22 protein-coding genes are annotated in these 26,506 nt (G+C 71.6%); 10 read left to right on the top strand and 12 right to left on the bottom strand.

The genetic code is table 11. The features are described 5' to 3' along the window. The 5 genes from OUY22_RS22445 to OUY22_RS22425 all read right to left on the bottom strand — a co-directional run. A partial coding sequence (locus OUY22_RS22445) for an ABC transporter ATP-binding protein (protein ID WP_270157059.1) occupies positions 1–750 on the bottom strand: 750 nt, incomplete at its 3' end. Continuing rightward, a complete protein-coding gene (locus OUY22_RS22440) occupies positions 747–1,658 on the bottom strand; it encodes an ABC transporter permease (RefSeq protein WP_270157058.1) in 912 nt (303 codons plus the stop codon). The genes OUY22_RS22440 and OUY22_RS22445, both read right to left, overlap by 4 nt. Next, the gene (locus OUY22_RS22435) at positions 1,655–2,641 is read right to left on the bottom strand and encodes an ABC transporter permease (RefSeq protein ID WP_270157057.1); all 987 of its coding nucleotides are present in this window, start codon (positions 2,639–2,641) and stop codon (positions 1,655–1,657) included. Before OUY22_RS22435 ends, OUY22_RS22440 begins: the two co-directional genes overlap by 4 nt. Positions 2,642–2,724: 83 nt before the next feature. Continuing rightward, the gene (locus OUY22_RS22430; RefSeq protein ID WP_270157061.1) at positions 2,725–5,067 is read right to left on the bottom strand and encodes an AAA family ATPase; all 2,343 of its coding nucleotides are present in this window, start codon (positions 5,065–5,067) and stop codon (positions 2,725–2,727) included. 64 nt (positions 5,068–5,131) lie between these two features. Then, positions 5,132–5,719, bottom strand: coding sequence for an alpha/beta fold hydrolase (locus OUY22_RS22425; protein WP_333486765.1), 588 nt, complete (start codon positions 5,717–5,719; stop codon positions 5,132–5,134). 328 nt (positions 5,720–6,047) lie between these two features. Between OUY22_RS22425 and OUY22_RS22420 the strand changes: the two genes are divergently transcribed. Continuing rightward, positions 6,048–7,577, top strand: coding sequence for an MFS transporter (locus OUY22_RS22420; protein ID WP_270157055.1), 1,530 nt, complete (start codon positions 6,048–6,050; stop codon positions 7,575–7,577). 35 nt (positions 7,578–7,612) lie between these two features. Then, the gene (locus OUY22_RS22415) at positions 7,613–8,377 is read left to right on the top strand and encodes a DoxX family protein (protein WP_270157054.1); all 765 of its coding nucleotides are present in this window, start codon (positions 7,613–7,615) and stop codon (positions 8,375–8,377) included. A gap of 37 nt (positions 8,378–8,414) precedes the next feature. Here the strand turns inward: OUY22_RS22415 and OUY22_RS22410 are convergent, their stop codons facing one another. Beyond that, a complete protein-coding gene (locus OUY22_RS22410) occupies positions 8,415–8,666 on the bottom strand; it encodes a hypothetical protein (RefSeq protein ID WP_270157053.1) in 252 nt (83 codons plus the stop codon). 175 nt (positions 8,667–8,841) lie between these two features. On the opposite strand from OUY22_RS22410, the gene OUY22_RS22405 reads away from it, so the two are divergent. Together OUY22_RS22405 and OUY22_RS22400 are read left to right on the top strand one after the other, a co-directional pair. Then, positions 8,842–9,294, top strand: a complete 453-nt coding sequence (locus OUY22_RS22405; RefSeq protein WP_270157052.1) for a carboxymuconolactone decarboxylase family protein — start codon at positions 8,842–8,844, stop codon at positions 9,292–9,294. Positions 9,295–9,592: 298 nt separating this feature from the next. Further along, positions 9,593–9,766 carry a hypothetical protein gene (locus OUY22_RS22400; RefSeq protein WP_270157051.1) on the top strand — a complete coding sequence of 58 codons (174 nt, stop codon included), beginning with the start codon at positions 9,593–9,595 and terminating at the stop codon, positions 9,764–9,766. Here the strand turns inward: OUY22_RS22400 and OUY22_RS22395 are convergent. Together OUY22_RS22395 and OUY22_RS22390 are read right to left on the bottom strand one after the other, a co-directional pair. Continuing rightward, the gene (locus OUY22_RS22395; protein WP_270157050.1) at positions 9,763–10,389 is read right to left on the bottom strand and encodes a pyridoxamine 5'-phosphate oxidase family protein; all 627 of its coding nucleotides are present in this window, start codon (positions 10,387–10,389) and stop codon (positions 9,763–9,765) included. The genes OUY22_RS22400 and OUY22_RS22395 overlap by 4 nt on opposite strands. A gap of 63 nt (positions 10,390–10,452) precedes the next feature. Beyond that, the gene (locus tag OUY22_RS22390) at positions 10,453–11,550 is read right to left on the bottom strand and encodes a PrsW family intramembrane metalloprotease (protein ID WP_270157049.1); all 1,098 of its coding nucleotides are present in this window, start codon (positions 11,548–11,550) and stop codon (positions 10,453–10,455) included. A gap of 171 nt (positions 11,551–11,721) precedes the next feature. Between OUY22_RS22390 and OUY22_RS22385 the strand changes: the two genes are divergently transcribed. Continuing rightward, positions 11,722–12,120: an ester cyclase gene (locus tag OUY22_RS22385; protein ID WP_270157048.1), complete on the top strand. Its 399-nt coding sequence runs from the start codon at positions 11,722–11,724 to the stop codon at positions 12,118–12,120. Positions 12,121–12,217: 97 nt separating this feature from the next. On the opposite strand, the gene OUY22_RS22380 is transcribed toward OUY22_RS22385, so the two are convergent. From OUY22_RS22380 to OUY22_RS22370, 3 genes are all read right to left on the bottom strand, one after another. Then, the gene (locus tag OUY22_RS22380; RefSeq protein ID WP_270157047.1) at positions 12,218–16,096 is read right to left on the bottom strand and encodes a vitamin B12-dependent ribonucleotide reductase; all 3,879 of its coding nucleotides are present in this window, start codon (positions 16,094–16,096) and stop codon (positions 12,218–12,220) included. Further along, the gene (nrdR, locus tag OUY22_RS22375) at positions 16,093–16,548 is read right to left on the bottom strand and encodes a transcriptional regulator NrdR (RefSeq protein ID WP_270157046.1); all 456 of its coding nucleotides are present in this window, start codon (positions 16,546–16,548) and stop codon (positions 16,093–16,095) included. The genes OUY22_RS22380 and nrdR overlap by 4 nt, the downstream gene beginning before the upstream one ends. 328 nt (positions 16,549–16,876) lie before the next feature. Then, a complete protein-coding gene (locus tag OUY22_RS22370) occupies positions 16,877–17,251 on the bottom strand; it encodes a LysM peptidoglycan-binding domain-containing protein (protein ID WP_270157045.1) in 375 nt (124 codons plus the stop codon). A 1,328-nt stretch (positions 17,252–18,579) separates the two neighbouring features. Between OUY22_RS22370 and lexA the strand changes: the two genes are divergently transcribed. The 3 genes from lexA to OUY22_RS22355 all read left to right on the top strand — a co-directional run bounded on the left by lexA (position 18,580) and on the right by OUY22_RS22355 (position 21,479). After that, positions 18,580–19,287, top strand: coding sequence for a transcriptional repressor LexA (lexA, locus tag OUY22_RS22365; RefSeq protein WP_270157060.1), 708 nt, complete (start codon positions 18,580–18,582; stop codon positions 19,285–19,287). 613 nt (positions 19,288–19,900) lie between these two features. Further along, on the top strand, positions 19,901–20,308 hold the full coding sequence (locus OUY22_RS22360; protein ID WP_270157044.1) for a DoxX family protein: 408 nt from the start codon (positions 19,901–19,903) through the stop codon (positions 20,306–20,308). Positions 20,309–20,366: 58 nt separating this feature from the next. Continuing rightward, positions 20,367–21,479 carry a MalY/PatB family protein gene (locus OUY22_RS22355; RefSeq protein WP_270157043.1) on the top strand — a complete coding sequence of 371 codons (1,113 nt, stop codon included), beginning with the start codon at positions 20,367–20,369 and terminating at the stop codon, positions 21,477–21,479. A gap of 139 nt (positions 21,480–21,618) precedes the next feature. Here OUY22_RS22355 and OUY22_RS22350 read toward each other — a convergent pair whose 3' ends face one another. Then, entirely contained in the window at positions 21,619–24,765 is a 3,147-nt protein-coding gene (locus OUY22_RS22350) for a S41 family peptidase (protein WP_270157042.1), read from the bottom strand. Positions 24,766–24,936: 171 nt separating this feature from the next. On the opposite strand from OUY22_RS22350, the gene OUY22_RS22345 reads away from it, so the two are divergent. Beyond that, positions 24,937–25,380 (top strand): hypothetical protein, encoded by a 444-nt coding sequence (locus OUY22_RS22345; protein ID WP_270157041.1) that lies wholly within the window; start codon positions 24,937–24,939, stop codon positions 25,378–25,380. 18 nt (positions 25,381–25,398) lie between these two features. Beyond that, positions 25,399–26,364 carry a TIGR03557 family F420-dependent LLM class oxidoreductase gene (locus tag OUY22_RS22340; protein ID WP_270157040.1) on the top strand — a complete coding sequence of 322 codons (966 nt, stop codon included), beginning with the start codon at positions 25,399–25,401 and terminating at the stop codon, positions 26,362–26,364. Positions 26,365–26,506: the final 142 nt, after the last annotated feature.

The following is a 26,506-nucleotide window of genomic DNA, read 5'->3' as shown; positions in this document are numbered from 1 at the left end:
GAGCAGCCCGGCGGTGTACGGCATGCGGGCGTGGTAGAAGACGTCGTCCACGTCGCCCGACTCGACCGGACGGCCCGCGTACATGACGAGGACGCGGTCGGCGAAGCCGGCCACCACCCCGAGGTCATGGGTGATCATCACGATGGCGGCGCCGGTCTGCCGTTGCGCGGTCTTGAGCACCTCCAGCACCTGGGCCTGGACGGTGACGTCGAGCGCGGTGGTCGGCTCGTCGCAGATGATCACATCGGGGTCGTTGGCCACGGCCATGGCGATCAGCACCCGCTGGCGCATGCCGCCGGAGAACTCGTGCGGGAAGGCCCGAGCCCGCCGCGCCGGGTCGGGGATGCCCACCAGGTCGAGCAGGTCGACGGCGCGCGCCGCGGCCCGCTGTCTGGAGACCTTCTGGTGGGTCCGCACGGCTTCGGCGATCTGGTCGCCGACGCGGTAGACGGGGGTGAGCGCGGACAGCGGGTCCTGGAACACCATCGAGACGGCGCGGCCCCGGACGGCGGCCAGCTCCCGCTCGCGCAGGCCGAGCAGCTCCCTGCCGTGCAGCCGGATCGAGCCGGTCACCCGGGCGCCGGGCGGCAGCAGTCCCATCACGGCGGCCGCCGACACCGACTTGCCGCAGCCGGACTCGCCGACGAGGCCGAGCACCTCGCCCTTGCGCACGGCGTACCCGAGCCCCCGCACGACGGGCGTCCCGCCGAACGCGACCCTCAGGTCGTCGACCTCCAGCACCGGGCTCATCGGGGCCCCTTCGCCGCCGGGTCGAAGGCGTCGCGCAGCGCGTCGCCCACGAGGTTGACGGCGAGCACGGTGACCACGAGCAGCCCGGCCGCGAACCAGAACGTCCACGGCGCGTACACGGCGGTCCTGGAGCCGTCGGAGATGAGCGTGCCGAGCGACACGTCGGGCGGCTGGGTGCCGAAGCCGAAGTACGACAGGGAGGTCTCGGTGAGGATGGCGGCGCTGACGTTCAGCGTGGCGTCGACGACCAGCAGCGACGACAGGTTGGGCAGGATGTGCGAGAGCACGATCCGCGCCGGCGGCACGCCCAGGTAGCGGGCGGCCCGTACGAACTCGCGCTCGCGCAGCGAGATCGTCATCCCGCGGGCCATCTTGGCGGTCACCATCCACAGCAGCAGCGCCAGCATGAGCACGAACAGCGGCCACTGGCCGGAGCCGAACAGCGGCGACATCACGGCCAGAAGGAGGAACGCGGGCAGCACCAGCATCAGGTCGGTCACCCAGGTGACGACCCGGTCGGTCCAGCCGAGGAAGTAGCCGGCGAAGGCGCCGGCGAGAGCGGCCAGGGCCGTGCAGACCACGGCCGCCAGCAGCCCGACGACCAGCGACCGTCCCAGGCCGCGCAGCGTGACGGCGAACACGTCGGCGCCGGTCTGCAGCGTGCCGAACCAGTGGGTGGCCGACGGCGGGCTGAGGAAGGCCGTGAGGTCCTTGTCGGTGTGGGACCACGGGCTGAGCGAGGGGCCCGCGAACGCCAGCAGGAACACCAGCCCCAGCACCAGCGCGCCCGCCCGGCCCTGCCAGGAGGAGAGGAACCGGCCGGCCACCACCCTGGCCCTGGACGGCGGCGGCGTCCGCCCGGCGTCGTCGCCCGCCGCCTCCTCCGCGATCTCCTCCGACAGCGTCATCCGGCCCTCACCCGGGGGTCGAGCGCGGCCTGCAGCAGGCCGGCGGCCAGGGACGCGGCCAGCACGGCCACGGCGGCCAGGCAGGAGATGGCCGCCACGGTGTTGACGTCGTTGGTGAAGATCGAGCTGATCAGGCGCTCTCCCAGCCCGTGCCAGCCGAAGATCTTCTCGGTGAACACGGCGCCGGTCAGCAGGGCGCCGAAGGTGAAGGCGAAGTAGGTCGCCACCGGGATGAGGGCGGTGCGCAGCCCGTGGCGGATCAGCGCCTGCCGCCGGGTCAGGCCCTTGGCCATGGCGGTGCGCAGATAGTCGGCGCCGAGCACGTCGAGCATCATGTTGCGCTGGTAGCGGCTGAAGACGGCGGCCAGGCCGAGCGTGATCGTGACCGTCGGCAGGACGAGGTGCTGGACCCGGTCGAGGAGGGTCGCCCAGAACCCGGCCTCCAGCCCGGCGGTCGCCTCTCCCGCCACCAGCAGCACCCGGGCGCCGAACACCTGGTCGTTGAGCCAGGTGCCGGCCAGGATCAGCACGTTGGCCAGCACCACCACGGGCACCGCGAGCAGCAGGAAGGACGCGGCCGTCGACAGCCGGTCGAACCAGCCGTACTGCCGGGCGGCGGCGAGCGCGCCCGCCATGACCCCCAGCGTGCTGCCGCACACCAGCCCGAGCAGGACCAGCCGGAGCGTCACGCCGGCCCGCCGCTTGAGGTCGTCGCCGACCGGCGCGCCGGTGACGGTCCGGCCGAGGTCGCCGCGCAGCACCCCGCCCGCCCAGGTGAGGTAGCGCTCCAGCAGGGGCGTGCGGTCGTTGAGGTTGAGCGCGGTGAGCTGCGCGTCGACGACGGCGGCCGGCGGCCGCGGGGTGCGGCCGGCGTAGTTGGAGCGCGGGTCGAGCGAGGCGGCGGCGAGCAGGTAGGCGAGCGAGGCGGCGACGGCGACCAGCACGACCGAGCTGACCAGTTTGCGGGCCAGGAACCCGGCCATCACCCCTCCTCCGGACGCTGCGTAGCCATATTGCTACAGGATGCGACCGGCGCCGCGCAGGCGAGTGCCAAAGAGGGGTCTGATTAACGTCCGGAAAGCTCGTCGACGGCGGTGCGCACGTCGTCGCTGGTGATCGTGGTCAGGTCGTCGGCGCTGGCCGGCTCGTCCGCCGTGGCGCGGGCGGCCAGCCGCACGTCGCGGCGCATCGCGGCGCGCTCGAACAGCGACCTGGCGAAGCGGCCGTTGCCCAGCCCGTCGATCAGCCGTTCCTCGCACACCCAGGTGAAGACCTCGTCGAGGTCGTGCAGCGCGTCGTCGTCGAACCTGTCGCCGGCCCGCTCGGCGAGGAGCACCGCGATCTCGGTCAGCTCGCGCGGCGCGTAGCTCGGGAAGGCGACCCGCTGGTTGAACCGGCTGGCCAGGCCGGGGTTGGTGGCGAGGAAGGCGTCCATCTCGCGTTCGTAGCCGGCCAGCACGACCACCAGCCGGTCGCGGTCGTCCTCGGCGCGCTTGAGCAGTGTCTGCACGGCCTCGGCGCCGAACGCGTCGCCGCCGGAGTAGCCGGGGTTGACCAGGCTGTAGGCCTCGTCGATGAAGAGCACGCCGCCCAGCGCCCGGTCGACCAGCTCGTTGGTCTTGATCGCGGTCGAGCCGAGGTGCTGGCCGACCAGGTCGGCCCGGTGCGCCTCGACCACGTCCGGCCGGGCGAGCAGGCCGAGGGCGGCGAAGACGCGGCCCAGCACCCTGGCCACGCTGGTCTTGCCGGTGCCGGGCGGGCCGACGAACACGAAGTGGCGCATCTGCGGCGGCGTGGGCAGCCCGCGCTCCTGCCGCATGCGGGCCACCTGGAGCTGCGCGGCGATGGCGTGCACCTGCCGCTTGACGGGCGCGAGCCCGGCCATCCGGTCGAGGTCGGCGAGCGCCTCCTCCAGCGTGGGCGTGGCCACGTAGCCGCGGAAGCGGGCGGTCAGCTCGTCGAACGCCTTGGTCACGTCGGCCGTCGTGGTGGTCACCAGGTCCTCGGTGGTCGGCGTGCCGCCCGCGCCGACCACCCGCACGTCGCGGGCCTGGGCGGCGGCCTCGACCAGGCTGCGCGCGAACCTGGCGTTGCCCAGCTCGTCGACGAGCCCGCGCCGGTGGACGTCGGCGTACAGGCCGAGCAGGGTGGCACCGGCCTCGGCGCCCATGGTGTCGCCGCGTCTGCGCTGCAGCAGCTCGGTGATCTCGGACAGCTCGGCGGCGGAGTAGGTGGGGAAGCGGACCCGGGTGGCGAACCGGCTGGCCAGCCCGGGGTTGCTGGACAGGAACGAGGTCATCTCCTGCTCGTAGCCGGCCAGAATGATGATCAGCCGGTCGCGGTCGTCCTCGGCCCGCTTGAGCAGCGTCTGCACGGCCTCGGCGCCGAACCGGTCGGGCTGGCCGTCGGAGGAGTTGATCAGCCCGTACGCCTCGTCGATGAAGAGCACGCCGCCCAGCGCCCGGTCGACCAGCTCGTTGGTCTTGATGGCCGTGGCGCCGAGATACTCGCCGACCAGGTCGGCGCGCTGCGCCTCGACCACGTACGGGGTCTCCAGCAGGCCGAACGCGTAGAAAATCTTGGCGAGCGTACGGGCGACACTGGTCTTGCCGGTGCCCGGCGGGCCGAGGAAGACGAAGTGGCGCACCGGCCGGCCGGCGGTGTAGCCCGCCTCGGCGCGCAGCCGGGAGGCCTCGATGGAGGCGGCGATCGAGCGGACCTGCTCCTTGACCGGGGTGAGGCCGATCATGGCGTCGAGCTCGGCGAGCGCCTCCTCGACGGAGATCTGCGGCAGCCCTTGGGCCTTCTCCTGCTGCGGCTCGGGCCGGCCCTCGCGGGCGCGCACCCGGATCCGTTCCTCGGCGGTCACGTCGGCCCTGGCCCGGCGGGCGAGCAGGAACCGGTAGCCGAGGACGGAGGCGGCGGCGCCGTAGGCGACCCAGACGGCGAGGTTCTCCGAGACGAGCGAGAGCACGACGGCCAGGGCGCCCGCGGGCAGGAGCGCGACCAGCGTGGTGACCCAGGGGGTGACCCAGCGGATCAGGTGGGCGGCGACGGCGACGGGCAGGGCGAGCACCATGAGCAGGGTCGGCGCCATGGACTGCGCGGGGAACGGCAGGGAGAGGAGCGGCAGCAGCGCCGCCCAGCCCGCGACGACGAGCACGGTGGCGGCGGCGGGCGGGAAGCGCAGGGTCAGCGCGGTGAAGCAGAGGATCAGCGCGGTGGTGAAGAACGTCTGGAGCAGGTCCCAGCCCAGCGCCGCGCCCGTGCCGACCGCCCCGATGAGGATCGCCGCGTACAGGACCCTGCGCACGGCCGGGGGAAGCCGGAAATAGCGCAGCCGCACCTTTTCGAACAGATCCCGCACCGCGGCTCGTCCCGCGGCCTGGGTCCTGCCGGACTCCTGCATCACGCCTCCCCGGTCCGCCCCCGGTTATACCGCACCGGACCGCCGTGTGGGCGGACCTGACACGCTAGGTGGAGGTCACGAAAGCGGCTATGTGGCGGCCGAGCTCGGCTCCCGCGTCCTCTTGCAGGAAGTGTCCGGCGCCCTTGACGACCGGGTGGTCCAGCCCGGCGGCGCCCGCCATCGACTTGCGCAGGATCGGCGCCATGCCGCCGGTGATCGGGTCCCCGTCGGAGAAGGCGACGAGGAACGGCCGGTCGAGCGTGGTGAGGGTCTGCCAGGCCGCGCGGTCGGCCGGTCCCGCCGGGTCGCCCGGCGTGTCCGGGACGAGACCGGGCAGGGCGCGCGGGCCCGCCTGGCACGACTCGCCGGGGAAGGGGGCGTCGTAGGCGGCGCGCACCTCGGGGGCGAGCCGGGTGGCGCAGCCGGACTGCACGAACCGGGCGACGTCCAGGGGGGGCGCGGTGGCCACGGCGTCCTTGAAGCGGTGCCAGACCTCGGGCATGGGAATGTCACCTGTCGGCAAGCCGGTGTTGGCGGTGACGATCCTGGTCACCCGTTCCGGGTGCTCGGCGGCCAGCCGCGGTCCGATGAGCCCGCCCCGGTCCTGGCCGTCGAGGGTGACGCCGGTCAGGCCGAGCGCGTCGTACAGCAGGGCGCGGGTCCACTCGACCTGGCGGGCTCAGGTGTGGTCGCCGGGCTCGGCGTGGCGGGGCTCGTACGGGAAGTTCGGCAGGTCGGCGAAACGTTCGTCCGGCGTCCGCAGGATCCGCATAGAACATGATTCTAGACTGAGGACGATCGGGCGGGCAGGGTGCGGATAGCATGAGTTCGATCCCGCTATACGGCGACATTTCGGTCAAAAGATGAACGGCCGTTCTTGGATCACTCGATACCGCTACACCCACCGCGGGGCATGCCCTAAGCTGCCACGCAAGTTCGTGCGGGCCTTGCTGTGAACGGATCGGCCTGCAAGGAGGCCCATGACCGTCACCCAGGCCGTGCCCCCCGCACGCCGCGCCGGCCGCGAGCATCAGCACAACCGCTGGGCCATCCTGGTGCTGCTCTGCGTCAGCCTCCTGCTCATCACGGTCGACGCGACGGTCCTGCACATCGCGGTCCCCGCCCTCACCGCCGCCCTGGAGCCGTCCGCGGTCCAGCTGCTGTGGATCATCGACGTCTACTCGCTGATCGTGGCCCCGCTGCTGCTCGTGTTCGGCACCCTCGGCGACCGCTACGGGCGCAAACGCCTGGTCATCGCGGGCTTCGTGCTGTTCGGCCTGGCCTCGGCCGGAGCCGCCTTCGCCCCCACGCCGCTGACCCTGATCGTGGCCAGGGCGCTGCTCGGCGTCGGCGGCGCCATGATCATGCCGGCCACGCTGTCGCTGATCCGCCAGGTGTTCACCGACCGCCGCGAGCGCGCCATCGCGCTCGGCGTGTGGAGCGCGGTCGCCGCGGCCGGCGCCGCCGTGGGGCCGCTCATCGGCGGCCTGCTGGTCGGCCTGTGGTGGGGCTCGGTCTTCCTCATCAACGTGCCGATCCTGCTCGTCCTGCTGCCCGCCGCCCTGCGCATGCTGCCCGAGTACCGCGACCCCGAGCCTCGGCCGTGGGACGCGACCAGCGCCGCGCTGTCCGTGTTCGGCATCCTGGCCCTGGCGTTCGGGCTGAAGGAGGCCGGGTCGGGCAGCCTGATGCCGTTCCCGGCCGCCGCCGCGGTCTTCCTGACGGGCGTGGCGCTGCTGGCGTGGTTCGCCCGGCGGCAGACCCGGCTGAAGACGCCGCTGCTGGACGTCTCCCTCTTCAGGCGGCGGGACTTCACCACCGGCGTGCTCGGCGTGCTGCTCGGCGTGTTCGCCCTGGTGGGCCTGCAGCTCATGCTCGCCCAATACCTGCAGCTGGTGCTCGGCGACACCCCGGTGCGCGCCGCGTTCCGGATGCTCCCGCTGGTGCTGTCGGCCATCACCGGCGGGCTCGTCGCCGCGCACCTGCTGCCCCGGCTCGGCATGCGCGCCACCATGAGCGGCGGCCTGGCTCTCGTCGCGTTCTCCCTCACCCCCACGCTGACCTGGGGCGTCGAAGGCCATCCGGTGATGCTGGCCTGCTGTTTCGTGGGCATCGGCTTCGGCGTCCAGGTGGCGCTGCTGGCCGCCTCCGACACGATCATGTCCGCCGCGCCCGCCTCCCACGCGGGCGGCGCCGCCGCCGTCGAGGGCACCGCGTACGAGCTCGGCGCCGGACTCGGCGTCGCCGTGCTCGGCACGATCACCACCATCGCCTACGCGCCGGGGGTCCCCGACGTGCGGGGCGTCCCGAGCGCGGGGATGGACCAGGCCAGGCAGTCCCTCGCGGGCGCGGCCCACGTCGCGGAGGAGATCGGCGGCAACGCCGGCGGCGCTCTGCTGCACGCGGCCCGCTGGGCCTTCGTCAACGCCCTGCACACGACCGTGTTCGTGAGCGTCGTCCTGCTCAGCGTGACCGCCGTCGCGGTGGCCATGCTGCTTCGCCGTGATTGAGGTGTGCCATGTCCCGATTAGGGCAGTCAACAACCGTGAGACAGTCCCTCCGTGATCTCGCCGCGCTCGTCGCCCGCCTCGGCGTGGGCGGCATCTTCTTCGCCAACGGCTGGCGCAAGCTGGAGATAGGCCTCGTCGAGACCGGGGCGCAGTTCCAGGCCCAGGGAGCCCCCGCGCCACGCGCCTGGGCGACGGCCACCATGCTGGTCGAGCTGATCGGCGGCACGCTGCTCATCGCCGGGCTGATGGTCCCGGTGATCGGGCTGGTCCTGTTCGCGGAGGCGGTCGCGGTGCTGTGGGTGGCGCCGCCGCTCAACCCGATCACGCTGAACGAGCTGATCCTGCTGGGCGCGGCCTCGCTGCTGCTTGCCGTGGTGGGCGCGGGCCGGATCTCGGTCGACCACATGGTGGTGATCAGACGGCGGGAGTCGGCGGCGGCCGACGAGTTCGCCGCCGACAACGAGGCCGACGCGGTCATCGCCGCCCTGCGCGACCCCGACAGACCCACCGGCCCCACCGGCCCGGCCGCGCAGAGCAAGCCCGCCGCCGACCCGACCGTGACTCTGGAGAAGCCCACCACTCCGGACAAGCCCGTCCCCCCGGAGAAGGAGTCCCCCGGCGAACCGGCGCGGTCCCGTACCGAGAAGGGCCAGGAAACGGGACCCGGCCCCGAGGACACCGCGCCGCATCCCCGCCCCCGTCCGGCGCGGGCCGTCGAGCCCTCCCCCGCCACCGGCGACACGCTCGTGGCGGGCCGCAAGAAGCCGGCTCCCCGGTCCCGGCGCCCCGCCGACGACTAGAGACCGCGGTGGCGGCGGCCGCCGGTGTCAGGCCGTTTCAGGCCGGGGCGCCCGCCGTCACGCGGTCGACGATGCCGCTGGAGCCTTCCTGGCGGGCGCAGTGGGCGCAGCAGTACCAGTGGTCGCCCGACTGGACGCCATGGCCGATGACCTTGGTTCCGCAGTGCTCGCAGATGGGCGCCATCTTGTCGATAGCGCACTGGAAGGAGTCGAAGGTGTGGGTCGTGCCCTGGGCGCGGACCTCGAACGCCATGTCGTAGTCGTTGCCACACGTCTCACAGACGGCCATGGTGAATCCCCCGGATGATTGGTCTGTCCTGTTCAGGGGTCTCATTTCCCCAGGGTGCCGTCCTATGCCACCCCCGTTCCCGGCGGATTTCCTGAGTGCTGTCACACCGGGCCGCGGTGTCCCGTCCAGGTCGTGTCAGTTCGACGGACTGTCCCAACGGACATGGAGGTTCACCATGACTCTGCGGCTCAACGTCGCGGACCTCGCCCCCGAGCCCTACCGGGCGTTCCTCTCGGTGGAGGCGTACCTGCGCAACTGCGGCATCCCGCACGCCACGGCCCTGCTGATGAAGCTCCGGGCCAGCCAGATCAACGGGTGCGCGTTCTGCGTGGACATGCACAGCCGCGACCTGAAGAAGGACGGCGGCAGCGACGAGCGGCTCTGGTCGGTGGCCGCCTGGCGGGAGGCCACCGTCTACACCCCGGCCGAGCGGGCGGCGCTGGCGCTGACGGAGGAGGCGACCCGGCTCGCCGACCACGGGCGGGGCGTGTCCGACGCGGTCTGGCAGGAGGCGGCCGAGCACTACGACGACAAGCAGCTCGCCTCGCTCGTCGTGGCCATCGCGATGATCAACGCGTGGAACCGGATCGTGGTCACCACCCGGGTTCCTCCGGCCACCCGCGCCTGACCCCCTCCGGCAGGCGTCACGGCCGCCGCCGTGACGCCTGCCAGTGTGGACAAATGCGTTGAGCGTACGGCGCGAGCCCGGTTACGTTGTTCGCCAGGCGACACCAATGGGGGGCAGACCCATGAGACGCGTGCGAATCGTCAGAACGACGACCAGGCGACGCCCGATCCGCGGCGGGGACCTGGACCTGCGGTCGCCCTCGGGCCGCCGCCTGCCTTATTGAATTTCGCTCTTACAGCGCCCTTACGCGGGTTTCTGTTAATAACATAGGTAACAGGAACATCACGGGGGGAGGACGATGAGACGGCTCGTGACGGTGCCGCCGCGCATCGCCAGGCACAAGATCCGCGACATCCGATCGGCGGTGGCGCACCCCAACCGGCCGGCCCCGGATCCCAAGGTCGTCGATCTGCGCGCCTACACGGGCCGCAACGTGATCCGCTTCCCCGACGGCCCCACCCCGGCCGCCTAGACCTTGTACAGCTTCTTGCCGTAGTTGTCCTCGGCGTAGTAGGTCTCCAGCTCCGCCAGCGTCTCCGGCGTCGCCTGCACCTCCTTGACCAGGGTGGCGTGCGACGGGAGCGGGTCGGGACCCCACTGCTCGGGCCGCCACAGCGCGCTGCGCATGAACGCCTTGGCGCAGTGGAAGAAGATCTGCTCGATCTCCACGACCAGGGCGATCGCGGGCCGGTGGCCCTTGACGATCAGCTCGTCGAAGAACGGCGCCTCCCGCACCAGCCGGGCGCGGCCGTTCACGCGCAGCGTCTCGTTGCGGCCGGGGATCAGGTAGATCAGGCCGACGTGCGGGTTGGACAGCACATTGCGGAACCCGTCCGCCCTGCGGTTTCCCGGCCGGTCGGGGATGGCGATCGTGGTGTCGTCGATGACGTGGGTGAACCCGGCCGGGTCGCCCTTGGGCGAGACGTCGCAGTTGCCGTCGGCGTCGGCGGTGGCGATCAGGACGAACGGCGAGGCCGCCAGCCACTGCCGGTCGCGCTCGTGCAGGCGGGGCCGCTCCTTCGTCGCCGACCGTGGCATCACCTCGCCCAGCAGGTCACGCAGCTCGGCCTCGGACTCGATCTCCACCCAGCTCATCCGTGCTCCCCTCGTGTTAGGCCGGACATTATGCCAAGAATGCGACTTCCGGGCCGGTGATTCTCACCAGCGGCGGGCCCGCGCCATCGCGCCCAGCAGCAGCTCGCGCTCGGCCTCGAACCGGCCCGGATCCGCGCCCTCCCGCTCCGCGCGCAGATGAAGCATGGTCAGCTCGGTGGCGGCCTGCTGGTAGTCGCTCATCTGCCGGCCCAGCCCGATCCCCCTGGCCCACTTGCGGGCCTCGCGGCGGGCCCGCATCGTGGTCAGCATCCGCACGTCCAGCTCACTGACCAGGCCGGTGGAGGCGTACGCGGGAAGATAGGCGCCCATCCGTGAGACGAGCTGCCTGCGCTCCACCACCGTGATGGCGATCAGCGCGATGAGAGCCACCATGATCACCAGGTACGCGCCCGCGACCATCGCCAGCGACCCGGTGGAGGCCGCGCCGTTCCACAGGGCGTGCAGGAGGACCGCGGCCAGGTAACCGAGCGGGACGGCCGCGAACCGGAAGGCGTTGCGGCGGGTCAGCGCGTACGCCACCCCCACCCCGATCATCGCGGTGTAGACCGGGTGGCCCAGCGGGTCGATCAGCCCGCGGATGACGAACAACTGCACGACCGCGCCTGCCCCGTCCTCGCCGTAGGCCATCAGGTAGTAGCCGACGTTCTCCACCGCGGCGAAGCCCAGCCCGGCCATCGACGCGTACACGATGCCGTCCGTCAGGCCGTCGATCTCCCGCCGACGGCGCAGGAGCAGCAGCAGCGCCGCGCCCTTGAGCGCCTCCTCGATCACCGGCGCGAGCACCACCGTGCTGATGAGGCTCACGGCCTGCTCCCCGTACCCGGCGCGGGCGAACAGCTCCACACCCAACAGGCTCAGCAGGATGGCCACGCCCACCGCCACTCCCGCCCCCCAGGCGAAGCAGAACGCCAGGTGCAGCTTCGGCTCCGGCTCCAGCCGGTCGAGCGAGAGCACCGCCGCCAGCAGCACCGGCAGCGGCGCGATCGCCAGCAGCGCCGACAGGCCGAAGCCGATCGGCCCTCCGCTCGCCAGCAGCACCGCCAGCACCCCCAGCGCCAGCAGGCTGGACAGCACCAGACCGATGATCAATGCCTTGCTGGGCCGCCGATCGAGCGCGGGGGATCGCAGGGGAACCGTCATGACAGGCCCTTCCTTTCCATGGACCCCCAGCATGACCCGCCGTGATCGACGCTCGCTTACAGACCGCTTGCGGCCGGACGCGGGGGCGCGGGACGTGGGGGACGTGGGGGACGTCAGGGATGCGGAGGAAGCAATCTATCGAAGCGGCGGCCGTGGGTAGAGATCACCGCCATGATGGCGAAACTGTACGAACGATGGCTGCTCACCATGTGGCAGGGCGACTTCTCCCTCGCCCACGACCTGGTCACCCCCGGCTTCATCGGCCACTGGCCGGACATGGACGTGCGGGGACCCGACCAGTTGATCGAGACGCTCCGGCAGGGACACGAGCCGTTCGACGACGTCACCATCACCCTCGACGTCGGGCCGATCGTCGAGGGCGACCACGTGGCCGCCCGATGGACCTTCGCCGGCGCGTACCGGGGCGGCCTGCCCGGCGCCACCGCCGCGCCCGGCACCCGGATCGCCTTCAGCGGCCACGACCTCCTGCGGGCCGAGGGCGACAGGTTCGCCGAGTACTGGATCATCTCCGACGTCCCGTCGCTGTCGCGCCAGCTCGGCACGGGCTGACCCGCACCGGACCCCGAGCACGACACGGGCGGGGCGCCGGGACGAACCCGGCACCCCGCCCATGTCCTTGTCGCATCCGCCGCGACTTCGCCTGGTCTCAGCTGCAGCCGCTGGTCGAGCCGCAGCCCTCGCAGACGTAGCAGCTGCCCGCCGGGCGCATCTTCGTGCCGCACGTCATGCAGAGCGGCGCGTCGGCGGTGAAGCGCTGGTGGCTCTCCAGCGTCACCTCCTTGCCCGGCTCGGCCTCACTCCGCTCCTCCTTCGGCGTGGGCTCGATCGGCGCCGACTGCGCCAGCGCCTCCACCGTCTCCTGCAGCGCCGCCGGGTCCTCGCCGCGCTGCTGCGCCGCCCGCTCGGCCGCCGAGAAGATGCCGAGCGCCGCCCGCTCCTCGTAGGGCAGGTGGTCGAGCGCCAGCCGCCGGAAGATGTAGTCCATCACCGACGTCGCCATCCGGATGTCCGGGTCGTCCGTCATGCCCGCCGGCTCGAACCGCATGTTGACGAACTTGCTCATGTACGTCTCCAGCGGAACCCCGTACTGGAGCCCGATCGAGATCGCCACCGAGAAGGCGTCCATGACGCCGGCCAGCGTCGAGCCCTGCTTGGACATCTTGAGGAAGACCTCGCCCAGCCCGTCGTCGGGGTAGGAGGAGGCGGTCATGTAGCCCTTGGCGCCGCCGACCGTGAACCGGGTCGTGGTGCTCGGCCGCTGGTTGGGCATGCGCCGCCGGGTCGGCCGCGCCACCTCGACGACCTTGACCTCCGGCTCGGCCGCCTTCGGCTCCTCCTTCTTGCCGCCGGCCGACAGCGGCTGGCCCACCTTGCAGTTGTCGCGGTAGACGGCCAGCGCCTTGAGGCCGAGCTCCCAGCCCTCCTTGTAGACCTGCTCGATGTCGTCGATCGTGGCCGACTCGGGCAGGTTGACGGTCTTGGAGATGGCCCCGGACAGGAACGGCTGCGTCGCCGCCATCATCCGCACGTGACCCATCGGCGCGATCGCCCGCTCGCCCATGGCGCAGTCGAACACCTCGTAGTGCTCCTGCCGCAGGCCGGGGGCGTCGACCACGTGGCCGTGCTCGGCGATGTACTCGACGATCGCCTCGACCTGCTCCTCCTGGTAGCCGAGCTTCCTCAGGGCCCGCGGCACCGTCTGGTTGACGATCTGCATCGACCCGCCGCCGACGAGCTTCTTGAACTTGACCAGCGCCAGGTCGGGCTCGATGCCGGTGGTGTCGCAGTCCATCATCAGGCCGATGGTCCCCGTAGGGGCCAGCAGGCTGGCCTGGGCGTTCCGGTAGCCGTCCTTCTCGCCCAGCTTGAGGCACTCCGCCCACTGCCGGGACGCCTCTGCGTGGATCTTGGCGTCCATCGAGCCGACCGTGCGCAGGCTGTCGTTGGCCGCCGCGTGCTTGCGCATCACCCGCTTGTGCGGCTCGGCGTTGCGCGCGTAACCGTCGTACGGGCCGACCACCCCGGCCAGCTCGGCGCTGCGGCGGTAGGACACGCCGGTCATCAGCGACGTGATCGACCCGGCCACCGCCCGGCCGCCGTCGGAGTCGTACGCGTGGCCGGTCGCCATGAGCAGGGCGCCCAGGTTGGCGTAGCCGATGCCGAGCTGCCGGTAGGCGCGGGTCGTCTCGCCGATCTTCTCCGTCGGGAAGTCGGCGAACGTGATCGAGATGTCCATCGCCGTGATGATCAGCTCGGTCAGCTTGACGAAGCCGCCCACGTCGAACGAGCCGTCGTCCTTGAGGAACTTCAGCAGGTTGATGCTGGCCAGGTTGCAGGACGAGTTGTCCAGGTGGACGTACTCGGAGCAGGGGTTGCTGGCCGTGATCCGCCCGGTCTCGGGAGTGGTGTGCCAGTCGTTGATCGTGTCGTCGTACTGCACGCCGGGATCGGCGCACTCCCACGCCGCCTTCGCCATCTTGCGAAACAGGTCGCGGGCGTCGACGGTCTCGATCACCTCGCCGGAGAGCCGGGCCCGCAGGCCGAACTTCTCGCCCTTCTCCACCGCGCGCATGAACTCGTCGGAGACCCGCACCGAGTTGTTGGCGTTCTGGTACTGCACCGAGACGATGTCCTTGCCGCCGAGGTCCATGTCGAACCCGGCGTCACGCAGCGCGCGGACCTTGTCCTCCTCGCGCGCCTTGGTCTCGATGAACTCCTCGATGTCGGGGTGGTCGACGTCGAGGACCACCATCTTGGCGGCCCGGCGGGTGGCGCCACCGGACTTGATCGTCCCGGCGCTGGCGTCGGCGCCGCGCATGAACGACACCGGCCCGCTGGCGGTGCCGCCGCTGGAGAGCAACTCCTTGGACGAACGGATGCGGGACAGGTTGACGCCCGACCCGGAGCCGCCCTTGAAGATCACGCCCTCTTCCTTGTACCACTCCAGGATCGACTCCATCGTGTCGTCCACGGAGAGGATGAAGCAGTTGTGCACCCGGAGGTTGCCCGAGAGGTATTCGCCACTCTCGGTCTGAATGTCGTAGACCTCCATCGGCCCGAGGTCCTCGACCCGGTCGATCTCCAGCCGCTTGGTCGCCTTCGACGGGTGTCCCGGCTTGTCGAAGCTCGTCTCGAGCTTGCCGGACTTGGCCTCGTCGATGAAGCCGATCTCGTCGGCGAAGGTGCGCCGGTCGCCGGCGGACTGGATGCGCAGCGCCCAGCAGCCCTTGCGGTCGTCGCGGGCGTCCTTCTTGAAGCCGACGCGGGCGTAGATGCCGAAGCGCAGCAGCAGGCGCTGCATGCCGCGGATCAGCTCCTCGGAGATCATGTCGACCTCGACGACGGTGGAGCTCTCCCTCGCAGAGACGAAGCCCTCGGCCTGGAAGACGCTGCGGAGATAGGCGGCCACCACCGGCAGCGGAGCGGTGAAGAGGCTGGCGGGGACGGACATGTCGACGCCGCGCCGACGCAGGTCCCACTTGTCTACGAAGCCTTCCAGCGACTTGCCGTAGAGTCGGGTGCGCCGGCAGTCGAGCGAGGTGTCCTGCGTCTCCACCGTGCGCTCCTTGCGGTGCACGTCGGGGAACACGACGTCGAGGGCTCGGGTCACCCAGGCGAGCTCGGCGTCGTTGACGGTCATCGCCTCGATGGTGAGGGACTTGTTGGTGCCCTCGTACTGTCCGACGAAGCCGTCGGACTGCAGCCAGCCGGCGAGGGCCGCCTCCGCCACCTCGGTGAAGTCGATCTCGCCTTCGCCGAACGCTTCGCGCCGGTGCCACTCGAGCTGGTCTCCGGGATTGAGCGTGGCGGCCTCCACGAAGTGGCCGTTACCGTCGCCTGTGGCCTTCCACACCAGGTGGTCGCCGGTGACGTCAAGCGTGTAGCCCGCCTTGGTGTGCAGGCGCAACACGTTCTTCACGCCGTTGGCCTTGGTGGCGATGACGCGGGTGAGTCCGTGGGCGTCGTAGACCTTGGCGCCGATCGCGTTGTCCTGGACGAGCTTGCCGATCGGGACGAGCCCGTCGGGCGTGCTCACCAGCGCGTCGTACGGCTGGCAGGCGCTCACCTGCTGGGGCGACTGGGTGCCGACGTTGAACCACACCGGGGAGTTGAAGGCGAAGATCTGGTGGACCAGGGCGTGCTTCAGCTCATGGTCGAAGATCTCGGCGTCCTCGTCACTGGCGAAGTAGCCGTGCTCCAGTCCGGTCCGCGTGTAGACGCCGACGACCCGGTCGACGAGCTGCTTCAGGCTGTGCTCGCGCTGCGGCGTGCCGACCGCGCCGCGGAAGTACTTGGTGGTCACGATGTTGGTGGCGTTGATCGACCAGAACTCGGGGAACTCGACACCCCGCTGTTCGAAGTTGATCGAGCCGTCGCGCCAGTTGGTCATGACGACGTCGCGGCGCTCCCACGCGATCTCGTCGTACGGGTGCACGCCGGGCGTGGTGAAGATCCGCTTCATCTTCAGGCCCTTGCGGGGACGCTTGCCTCCGCGCGTCACTGATCCGCTGGACGTCTCCGTCATGACTCCCCCTTCTCCGCCTTCAACTGTTGGATCTCGGCCTCGAAGTCCGCCAGGCTCTCGAAACCGCGATAAACCGATGCGAACCGCAGGTAAGCCACCTCGTCGAGCTCGCGCAGCGGCCCGAGGATCGCCAGTCCCACCTCGTTGGAGGCGATCTCGGCCGCGCCCTTGGCCCTGATGACTTCCTCCACCCTCTGCCCCAGCTGCGCCAGCGAGTCCTCGCTCACCGGTCTGCCCTGGCAGGCCCGTCGCACGCCCGCGACGACCTTGTCCCGCGAGAAGGGCTCGGTGACCCCGCTGCGCTTGCTCACCATGAGGAGCACGGTTTCCTGCGTGGTGAACCTGCGCCCGCACTCGGGGCACGTACGCCTGCGCCTGATGGCCGCGCCGTCTTCGGTGGAGCGGCTGTCGATGACCCGGGTGTCGAGATGGCGGCAGAACGGACAATGCACGCTTACGCCTCCTCGCTCCAGGGGTCACCACAGGCACGGGAACAGCCCCGGCGGACGCTCGCGCACGCCCCACGATCGCGCTGTGGTGCGGTCGGCGAAACACAAGGTGTGGTGAACTACATCGGTGTAACTACTAGATGTTGTGGTCCAACCGTAGAAGCGCGCGACCATGAACGCAAGTTGGCCGAGCCCGTCCGACCGAAGTCGCTGATCAGCCAGCGGGTTCGCGCCATCCCTCGGGCGTGTCGCCGCAGCGCGTCACTTTCGTCAGCACGCGTCACGCACGTGACATGCGTTCACAGGAGGCTCGGAAGCATGACCCGGCCACCTATTGTCCCTGGTGTAAAGGGGTGACGGCGTCACCCGGGACGTAGAGACGGGTGCCGGACCGCAGGGGCGACCCCGTCAGCCCGTTGAGCCTCCTGATCTCCCGCGCCACGGCGGCGGGGTCCTCGCCGGGGTGCGCGACGGCGCCGGCGATGCTCCACAGCGTGTCGCCCTCCCGCACCTGCACCCACGGCGACCCCGCGGCGCCCGCCGGCCGCTCCGCCTGCGCGTGACCGACCGCCCTGGTGCCGAGCCAGAACCCACCCAGCGACAGCAGCGCCATCACCAGCACGAGCACGGCACACCCGCGCCGCGTCAGCCGCACCGGCGCCGCCTCGACGGCACCGCCCCTTCTCCTGCCCCGTCCGAGCCGCACGGCCCCACCCCGACCGGCCTTCTCCGTCCCCCTCCGCCCGAACCACCCGGCGGCGCGAGAGACCCCAGGACCGCCGCCCCGGGACGTGCCTGCGGTCCGGGGCATGGCGGGGCCGACGCCACGGGAGGTGACAGAGCCGCCGGCCCGAGAGGTAGCCGGGCCGACGCCGCGAGACGCGGCAGAGCCTGCGGCCCGAGACGTGGCGGATCCGACGCCGCGGGAGGCGGCGGGCCCGTTGGCGCGGGCGGTGGCCGGACCTGCGACGCGAGACTTGGCACCGGCGCGGAGGCCGGTTGCGGCGTCAGAGCCCAGCGCTGCGTCGGAGTCGTCGGTGCTGGCGGCCACACTCCGCAGAGGGCCGTCGTCGGTCAGGCGCCTTCCCTGCGCGCCTGATCCGCGAGGCCGCCCGGCAGCCGTCTCGCCGGAACCCGGGCCGCGCCCGTGACCGCCACCCTTGATGATCTGGCCGACGGCGGGGCGGCCCTCTCCCGTACGGACCGGACCCCCGTCGCTCCTCCCCCACCTCGCAGGGCCTGAGACCGGCTCGGCGTCGGAGGAAGGGCGGGACCGGGGAACGAGATAGAGGTTCGGACGCTCACCGGAGGCCGCCCGCCGCGCCCGGGGTCCGACGGCTTGCTCCCTGCCCGCCCGCGCCCCGCGACCCCGGCCCGTGGATCGGCCCTCAGCAGGCCCCGGGACACGGCCGCCTTCACCGGAGTGCGGCGGCCGAGCATGGTCCTCGGCAGAAGCGGGAGAGGTGCGACCCTCGGCGGGCATCCGAAGACGGCGATCCCGGACAGAGCGCGGAAGGGCGGGCATGTCCACGGCCCTCTGGAGATCACAGCCCTCCACGGGGCGTGGGAGGGCAGGGCCTTCGGAGTGATCCGACGGAGGGCGGGCCTCGGCCGGGTTCGAAAGAGGAGCGTCGCGCAGGGGCGGCGGAAGGCGGCGGTCCTGATCGGACGGAACGGGGGGGCGCGCGTGGTCGTGGCCGGATGCGGCCGTCCGGCCAGGCTCCCCGGCGGCGTCGGCGATCAGCGTGAGCCGTCGGTCGTCGTCGCCGGTCAGGCCGGTCATCCTGGTCGTTCGCATGATGGACCTCCCGCCGTCACGGCCCCCGGAAACGGCCTATAAAGATCGGCAAATCGAACACGGTGTCGATCGAACTCCCGTACGATGTTGTACACCACACGGCCGTCAATTTCGAGGAAGACTCGAACAATTGTTTGAAGATGATCTTCAACAGCGATACGGTCGCTGTGTGCGACACCGGGACCACAGACCGGGAGGGACGCCGCGAGGCGAGCCCCCGGGCGAGGAGGAGAGGCATGAGCGAGCGGGATGACGCCAATGGGGTCAGTGACCTCGCGGTGCGGAGGCGTGACGCGCTGGGGCTGACGCCACGGCAACGCAAGATCCTCGAGGTGATCCGCGATTCTGTGCAACAGCGCGGCTATCCGCCCTCGATGCGTGAGATCGGCGAGGCCGTCCAGCTGACCAGCACGTCGAGCGTGTCACATCAGTTGACGGCCCTGCAGCGCAAGGGTTATTTGAGGCGCGATCCGCATCGCCCGCGCGCGTTGGAGGTTCGCCTGCCGGGTGAGCCGGTCCTGTGGGTGGATCCCGACGGGAGTGACGAGGAGGCGCCGGTCAACCGGCCCACCGCCGCCTACGTCCCACTGGTCGGCCGCATCGCCGCCGGTGGCCCGATCCTCGCCGAGGAGAGCGTCGAGGACGTCTTCGCGCTCCCCAAGCAGCTGGTCGGAGAGGGCACGCTCTTCCTCCTGCAGGTCACCGGCGACTCGATGATCGACGCCGCCATCGCCGACGGTGACTGGGTCGTGGTCCGTCAGCAGCCCGTCGCCGAGAGCGGCGACATCGTGGCCGCGATGATCGAGGGCGAGGCGACGGTCAAGACCTTCAAGCGCAAGGACGGCCATGTCTGGCTGGTGCCGCACAACGACAACTACGAGCCCATCCCGGGTGACGAGGCCAGCGTCCTGGGCAAGGTCGTGGCGGTCCTGCGCCGCCTCTGACCTCATCGCCCCTCCCAGGCGGCGCTGACCTCATCGCCCCTCCAGAGGCTCTGGTCGCCGCCTCGCATGGGCGTTCCGGACTCGCCACGTAAGTCGGCTCCGCGCGGTGCGGCCCCCCGCCGCACCGCGCATCCCGCACCGGCCGACTACTCAAGACCCGCTCGCACCCTCTCCCAGAACCGGCCTCCCCTCAGCATCCGCCCGCGCCGCCTGCCGACTCCTTGACGCTCCTGGCCGCACCTCCGTCCCGCGGCGGCCTGCTCCCTCGGGCCGCAACGCCTCGCGCCCAACGGCCGCATCTGTCTCCCTCCACGGCTGCGGACGCTTCGTCGTTCCCGGCACCGTCGCGCTTCTCCTGGCCGGCCTTGCGTGCGTGCCTCGTATGGGCCGGGCGTTTCGCCTTTTCTCCCCGCGCGGAGTCTCCGGCTGATGTGACCGCACATCGCCGATGGTCACCGTTGCTCTCCGGTGTGAGTCCCGGGGCCCGGGTTTCTCCGCCACCGACCACTCTTCGTCTCATAAGCCATCGTTCTGGCACAAGTGCACCTAACTACCGCGTATCCGGTATCCAGCCGCATGTCGGCGGGTGATCGGGGTCCGTAGCGTCAGCGGCATGAAGATGATCCAGACGAGACCGAGCACCGGGCGGCGACTGGCCGGGGCCGGGTTATGGGTGTTGCAGGTGGTCGCGGCCGGCGTGTTCCTCATGGCGGCTCTGGGCAAGTTCACCGGGGCCGAGCCTTCGGCGTCGACGTTCGAGGCGCTCGGGTGGGGTGAGTGGTTCCGTTACCTGGTCGGGGCGGTGGAGGTCGTCGGGGCGGTGGCGCTGCTGGTTCCCGCGCTGTCCGGGGCGGCGGCGCTGGCGTTCACGGGGCTGATGGCCGGTGCGACGCTGACCGAGGCGTTCGTGAGCGGCGGGCCGGTGGCGATGCCGCTGGCTCTGCTCGTGATCAGCGGGGTGATCGCGTGGGGGCGGCGTGATCGTACGGTGCGGTTGTGGAGGTCTGTCAGCCGCCGCTGATCCGTACGGTGGCCGGACCTGCGGAGGTCGTTAGAAGGCGTTTTCCTAGAATGTCGGGATGAACGAGACTTTCGTCGGCGAAGCGTTCAAAGCACGTAACGACGGGCTCAAGTGGGCGAAGGCCGGCCCCGGCGTCATCCCGGCCTGGGTGGCGGACATGGACCTGCCCACCGCACCCGCGGTGGTGGAGGCGCTGCGCCACCGGGTGGAGGGCGACCTCGGCTACCCCACATGGCTCGAGAGCCCCGCGAGCGGCCCGCTCGCGGAGGCCTTCGCGGAGCGGATGGCCGCCCGCTACGGCTGGGAGCCCGATCCCGGACTGGTCCGTTCCTATTCCGACATCAACCAGGCGCTCCAGGTGCTGCTGCACGTGTTGACGGAGCCCGGGGACGGGGTGGCACTGCACACCCCCGCCTATCACCCGTTCCTCGGCACGCTGGAGACCATGGACCGGCCGCTGGCGTCTCTCCGGCTCGTGCCCGACGGCGACTCCTGGCGCGCCGAGATCCCCGACCTGTCGGACTGCAAGGTCCTCCTGCTGGTCAACCCGCAGAACCCGACCGGCCGCGTGTTCAGCCGCGCCGAGCTGGAGCAGCTCGCCGAGCTGGCCGAACGGCACGACCTGCTGGTCATCGCCGACGAGATCCACGCGGATCTCGTGTACGAGCCGAACCGGCACATCCCGTTCGGCACGATCCTGCCCGAGCGGACGGTCACCCTCACCTCGGCCACGAAGGCGTTCAACCTGGGCGGCATCCGCTGCTCGGTGGCCCACATCGGCTCGCCGGAGGCGCGCAAGGCGCTGGACGCCCAGCCGCCGTTCCTGTTCGGCTCGGCGAACCTGTTCGGCGTCGAGGCGACGGTCGCCGCCTGGCGGCACGGTGACGCCTGGCTGGCGGACACGGTCGCGCTGCTCGACCGCAACCGGCGGGCCATCGCCGACCGGCTGCCCGAGGGCGTCACGTACCGCATGCCGCAGGCCACCTACCTGGCCTGGCTCGGGTACGGCCGGCCCGGGGTGGCCGAGCAGCTGGAGCGGGAGGCGAAGGTGCTGCTCAGTGACGGTGCGGTGTTCGGGCCCGGCGGCGAGACGTTCGTACGGCTCAACTTCGCCACCACCGAGCCCGTGCTCGCCGAGATCCTGCGGAGGCTCGCCACCGTGACCCCGTGAGCGCCGGGCATCCCCCGGCCCGGCACCCTGACGACGTCCCACGGGAGGGGCCCGGGCCGGCTGCCTGAAGGGCCGGCCCGGGCGGGGAAGCCTACGGGCCCGCCGAGAGCGTCGGATTCTCCGCTGCGGGCGCGGGAGCCTACGGGAGGGGCGGGAGGTCGGGCGGCGTGGCGGCCGGGTGCTCGTCCAGGGCGGCGAGCGCCAGCTCCACGGCCTTCTCCAGCTGGGGGTCGCGGCCGGCGACCCGGTCCTGGGGCGTCATGACGACCTCGACGTCCGGGTCGACGCCGTGGTTCTCCACCCCCCAGCCGTGCCCCTCCAGCCAGAACGAGTACCGCGGCTGGGTGACCACGGTGCCGTCGACCAGCGAGTAGCGCGAGTCGATGCCGATCACGCCGCCCCAGGTGCGGACCCCGACGAGGGGGCCGATGCGGCGGTTCTTGATGCCGGCGCTGACGATGTCGCCGTCGGAGCCGGCGTACTCGTCGGTGACGGCGACGACGGGCCCGCGCGGGGAGTCCTCGGGGTAGCGCATCGGCTCGTGGCCGCGCACCCGGATCCAGCCGGTGACCTTGCGCGACAGCTTCTCCAGGATCAGCTCCGACACGTGCCCGCCGCCGTTCTCGCGCACGTCCACGACGAGTCCTTCGCGCGCCATCTCGGTACGCAGGTCGCGGTGGAACTGCGCCCACCCGGACGCCACCATGTCGGGCACGTGGAGGTAGCCGAGCCGGCCGCCGGACGTCTCGCGGACGAAGGCGCGCCGGCCCTCGACCCAGTCGTGGTAGCGCAGCCGGGTCTCGTCGGCGATCGGGGTGACCACGACCTTGCGGGTCTCCCCGCCGGTGGCCGGGCGGACGGTCAGCTGGATGGGCTGGTTGGCGGTGCCGGCCAGGAGCGGGAGCGGCCCGCGCGCGGGGTCGACGGGGGCGCCGTTGACGGCGACGACCGCGTCGCCGGGCCGGACGGCGACGCCGGGCGCGAGCAGCGGCGAGCGGGCGTCGTGGTCGGACGACTCCCCGGGCAGGATGCGGGTGACCCGCCACGTGCCGTCCTCGTCGCGGGACAGGTCGGCGCCGAGCAGGCCCTGGCGGCGGCGCGGGTCGACGGCCCCGCCGCTGCCGATGGCGTAGGCGTGGGAGGTGCCGAGCTCGCCCTGCACCTCCCAGAGCAGGTCGATCAGCTCCGAGTAGGCGCCGATGCGCTCGACGAGCGGCGCGTAGCGGTCGAGGACGCCCTGCCAGTCGACGCCGTTCATGTCGGCGCGCCAGAAGTGGTCGCGCATGAGCCGGCCCGCTTCGCGGTAGCCCTGCCGCCATTCGGCGACCGGGTCGAGCCGGACGGCGACCCGGTCCAGCTCGATGGTGACGACCTCGTCGCCCTCTCCGGCGGAGCGGGTCTGCAGGCCGTTCTTGCCGTTGACGACGAGCCGGGTGCCGTCGCCGCTCACCTCGAAGGCGCGGAACTCCTTGCCCAGCTCGGCCTTGGCGCGCTTCTTCAGGTCGTAGCGCTCCAGCACGACCTCGCCGGTGGACTCGGTGCCGTCGCCGAGCCGGCCGGCGAGCGGGTGCCGCAGCCAGAGCAGCGCGTCCTTGGCCGTGCGCAGGTTGCCGTAGCGGCCGGCGGGCACGGGGACCGGCACCACGCGGGAGCCGAGCCCTTCGGGGTCGACCTCGGTGCGCGGCGCGGCGTCGTCCTTCTTCTTCTCCGCCGGCGGGTGGTCGTCCTCGCCGTTGAAGCCCCGGCCCTGCAGGCTGGGGTCGAACGGGGAGGGAGTGGTGGCGCGCAGCGGCACCAGGTACGGCCGGCAGCCGACGGGGAAAGACAGGTCGAACACGTGGGCGTCGTACACCGGGTCGAACGTGCGCACCGACAGGAACGCCAGGTGTTTGCCGTCGCGGGTGAAGACGGGGTCGTAGTCGGAGAAGCGCAGCGGCGTCACCTCGATGGTGGAGGTGCCGTCGACGCGGCCCATCTTGATCTGCGACAGCGGCTCCCGGTGCGGGTGCACCCAGGCCAGCCAGGCGGAGTCGGGGGAGAACGTGAGCCCGCTGATGTCGCCGTGGGTGGTGCGGTCGAGTTCGCGCAGGGCGCCGGTCTCGACGTCGACGACGAGGAGGCGGCCGTCGTGGGTGGCGACGGCGGCGTGCTTGCCGTCGGGCGAGGCGGTCAGGGCGAGCACGCGGCCGAGCTCTCCGGCGGCCAGCGTGCGGATCTCGCCGCCGGGGGTGCCGACCTCCAGGCCGTCCTCGCCGGTGGCGTCGGACACCCAGATGGCGAGGCCGTCGGAGCCGAGCACGCGCGGCAGCCGGACCCGGACGCCGGGTTCGGCGCGGAGCGTGCCGGCGGGGCCGTCGCGGTGGGTGACCCAGTGGGCGGTGCCGCGGATCTCGACGGCGCTGGCGCGGCCGGTCTCGTCGGGCGAGAACCCGCCGGCGCGGGCGGGCGCCGGGCGCTTGGCGCGGGCCGGGCGCGGCCCGCCGAGCCTGATGTCGAGCCGGTACGGTTCCGCGTCGAGGCTCTCCAGCAGCCACAGGTCGCCGGCGTGGCTGTAGACGATCCGCTCGCCGTCGGTGGCGGCGTGACGGGCGTAGAACTCCTCGTGGGCGCTGTGCTTGCGCAGGTCGGAGCCGTCGGGCAGGGCGGAGTAGAGGTTCCCGGTGCCGTCGGTGTCGGACAGGAAGGCGATCCGGTCGCCGGCCCACATGGCGGCCCAGTGCTGGGCGGGATCGTCGGCGAACAGCCGGGTGAACTCTCCGGAGCCGTCGGCGTCGATCCAGATCTTGGCCGCGGTGCCGCCGCGGTAGCGCTTCCACTGGGACGGCTCGCGCCAGATCGGCGACACCGTCACCACCCGGGCGCCGCTGACGGCGACGTCGCTCACCCAGCCGTAGGGCAGGCGGGTGGCCGGCCCGCCGTCGAGCGGGACGGCGTGGGCCCACATCCTGGTGCGGGCGGCCTGTCCCGCGGCGCTGACGACCTGTACCTGTCCGTCGGCGCTCCATCCGCGCACCTGGGTCGACGCGCTCCCCCAGTGGGTGAGCCGCTCGCCCTCCGGCCCGTCGACCTCGGCGGCGAACGCTTCGGGGGCGCCCTCGCGGGTGCTGGTCCAGGCGATGCGGGCGCCGTCGGGCGAGAGGCGGGGGTTCGAAACGGGGGTCCGGTCGGCGGTGAACCGCCATGCGCGCCCACCGGTGATCGGGGCGAGCCAGACGTCGTCGTCGGCGACGAAGGTGACGAGGTCACCGGACAGATGGGGGTATCTCAGGTATGCGCCAGTTGTCACAGCTAGACATTAGTGCGCGTCCCGGTGAGGGAGGACCGCGATTCCGGCCGTGAGCTCCCCGCCCCGATTCGACCGGGACCTCTGATGACCCGGTCAAATCCGGACATAGTCATGGATGTCTGGAAAAAGCGGGGGAAGGAGGTCTGGCGAACGCGTCTTCGGGAGGCACTCATGCGCTTCTTCGCCCGTCCCCACCAGCTGCCGCCACGCGTGGCGGCCGGGATCTTCATCCTGAACTCCGGCCTCAGCAAAGCCGGCGCCGACGAGGAGACCGCGGCGGGCACGCACGGGATGGCCGCGGGCGTCTACCCCTTCCTCCGCGACCTGGACCCGCGGACGTTCACCGCCCTGCTGTCCAAGTCCGAGATCGCGCTCGGCGCCGCCCTGCTGGCGCCTATGGTCCCGTCGCTGGCGGCCGGAGCCGCGCTCACCGCCTTCGCCGGCGGGCTCATCGGGCTCTACCTCAAGACCCCCGGCCTGCGTCAGGAAGGCAGCGTCAAACCCTCCCCCGCGGGGCTCGCTGTGGCCAAGGACGTCTGGCTCCTCGGCATCGGCCTCGGCCTCGTGCTGGAGGAACTGGGCGACCTGATCGCGTCCCCGTACCCCGTCAAGTAGAAAGGGCGAACCCACACCATGGCGGAATTCGGCTACACCCTCATGTGCGAGCAGACGCCCGCCCCGCAACTGGTGGAGTTCGCCGCCAGGGCCGAGCGGGCGGGCTTCGACTACGCGGTCATCTCCGACCACTACTTCCCGTGGCTGGAGGAGATGGGCCACTCGCCGTACGCCTGGTCGGTGCTCGGCGCGGTGGCGCAGGCCACCGAACGGCTGCCCCTGATGACGTACGTGACCTGCCCGATCATGCGTTACCACCCGGCGGTGGTGGCGCAGAAGGCCGCCACAATGGGAGCGCTCAGCGGCGGCCGCTTCACGCTCGGGCTCGGCGCGGGCGAGAACCTGAACGAGCACGTCATCGGCGCGGGCTGGCCGTCGGCCGACACCCGCCACCGCATGTTCCGCGAGGCGCTGCAGATCATCAGGGAACTGTTCGGCGGCGACTACGTCACCTTCCAGGGCGAGTTCTACGACGTCGACTCGGCCAAGCTCTACGACCTGCCGGACGAGCCCGTCCCCATCGCCGTCGCGGCCTCCGGCCCCTCCTCGGTGCGGCTCGCGGCCGAGTTCGGGGACATCCTCGTCGTCAACGAGCCGATGCCGGACGTGGTGCGCCGGTTCCATGGCGACGGCGGTGCGGGCAAGCCCGTGTACGGTCAGCTCGCGATCTCGTACGACACCGACGCCGAGGCGGCCGTGGAGCGGGCGCACCGGCTGTGGCGGTGGTCGGTCGGCGGCTGGAAGGTGATGGCCGAGCTGCCCGGCCCGGTGAACTTCGAGGCCGCGTCCAGCACGGTCAGGCCCGAGGACGTGGCGGAGAACGTCCCGTGCGGGGCCGACGTGGACGCGGTGGTCGAGGCGGCCCGCGCCTACGTGGAGGCCGGCTACACGCACGTGGCCCTCGTCCAGATCGGCGCCGACCAGCAGGAGCCGTTCTTCACCTGGGCGGAGAAGGAGCTCCTGCCGGCCCTGCGCCGTCTCTGACCTCGGCGGCGGGGGACCTCAGTCCAGGTCGGCGGGGTCGGCGAAGACGTCCCGCCCGTCGTTCCGCCCGCCGTCCTCGCGGGGCTCCGGCTCGGGCCGGCAGTCCCGCGAGCAGCCGCCGAACCGGTCCCTGTCGATGGGG

This window comes from Nonomuraea corallina, assembly GCF_027620315.1.
Taxonomy (GTDB): domain Bacteria; phylum Actinomycetota; class Actinomycetes; order Streptosporangiales; family Streptosporangiaceae; genus Nonomuraea; species Nonomuraea corallina.
The sequence above is the reverse complement of the archived record's forward strand: the minus strand, read 5'-3'. Positions and strand labels throughout refer to the sequence as shown.

Bases quoted from the DNA above. Each gene is read 5' to 3' on its own strand.
- OUY22_RS22440 (WP_270157058.1), bottom strand. From the start codon at position 1,658: ATGACGCTGTCGGAGGAGATCGCGGAGGAGGCGGCGGGCGACGACGCC.
- OUY22_RS22435 (WP_270157057.1), bottom strand. From the start codon at position 2,641: ATGGCCGGGTTCCTGGCCCGCAAACTGGTCAGCTCGGTCGTGCTGGTC.
- OUY22_RS22430 (WP_270157061.1), bottom strand. From the start codon at position 5,067: ATGCAGGAGTCCGGCAGGACCCAGGCCGCGGGACGAGCCGCGGTGCGG.
- OUY22_RS22420 (WP_270157055.1), top strand. From the start codon at position 6,048: ATGACCGTCACCCAGGCCGTGCCCCCCGCACGCCGCGCCGGCCGCGAG.
- OUY22_RS22410 (WP_270157053.1), bottom strand. From the start codon at position 8,666: ATGGCCGTCTGTGAGACGTGTGGCAACGACTACGACATGGCGTTCGAG.
- OUY22_RS22405 (WP_270157052.1), top strand. From the start codon at position 8,842: ATGACTCTGCGGCTCAACGTCGCGGACCTCGCCCCCGAGCCCTACCGG.
- OUY22_RS22400 (WP_270157051.1), top strand. From the start codon at position 9,593: ATGAGACGGCTCGTGACGGTGCCGCCGCGCATCGCCAGGCACAAGATC.
- OUY22_RS22395 (WP_270157050.1), bottom strand. From the start codon at position 10,389: ATGAGCTGGGTGGAGATCGAGTCCGAGGCCGAGCTGCGTGACCTGCTG.
- OUY22_RS22390 (WP_270157049.1), bottom strand. From the start codon at position 11,550: ATGACGGTTCCCCTGCGATCCCCCGCGCTCGATCGGCGGCCCAGCAAG.
- OUY22_RS22385 (WP_270157048.1), top strand. From the start codon at position 11,722: ATGATGGCGAAACTGTACGAACGATGGCTGCTCACCATGTGGCAGGGC.
- OUY22_RS22380 (WP_270157047.1), bottom strand. From the start codon at position 16,096: ATGACGGAGACGTCCAGCGGATCAGTGACGCGCGGAGGCAAGCGTCCC.
- lexA (WP_270157060.1), top strand. From the start codon at position 18,580: ATGAGCGAGCGGGATGACGCCAATGGGGTCAGTGACCTCGCGGTGCGG.
- OUY22_RS22360 (WP_270157044.1), top strand. From the start codon at position 19,901: ATGAAGATGATCCAGACGAGACCGAGCACCGGGCGGCGACTGGCCGGG.
- OUY22_RS22355 (WP_270157043.1), top strand. From the start codon at position 20,367: ATGAACGAGACTTTCGTCGGCGAAGCGTTCAAAGCACGTAACGACGGG.
- OUY22_RS22345 (WP_270157041.1), top strand. From the start codon at position 24,937: ATGCGCTTCTTCGCCCGTCCCCACCAGCTGCCGCCACGCGTGGCGGCC.
- OUY22_RS22340 (WP_270157040.1), top strand. From the start codon at position 25,399: ATGGCGGAATTCGGCTACACCCTCATGTGCGAGCAGACGCCCGCCCCG.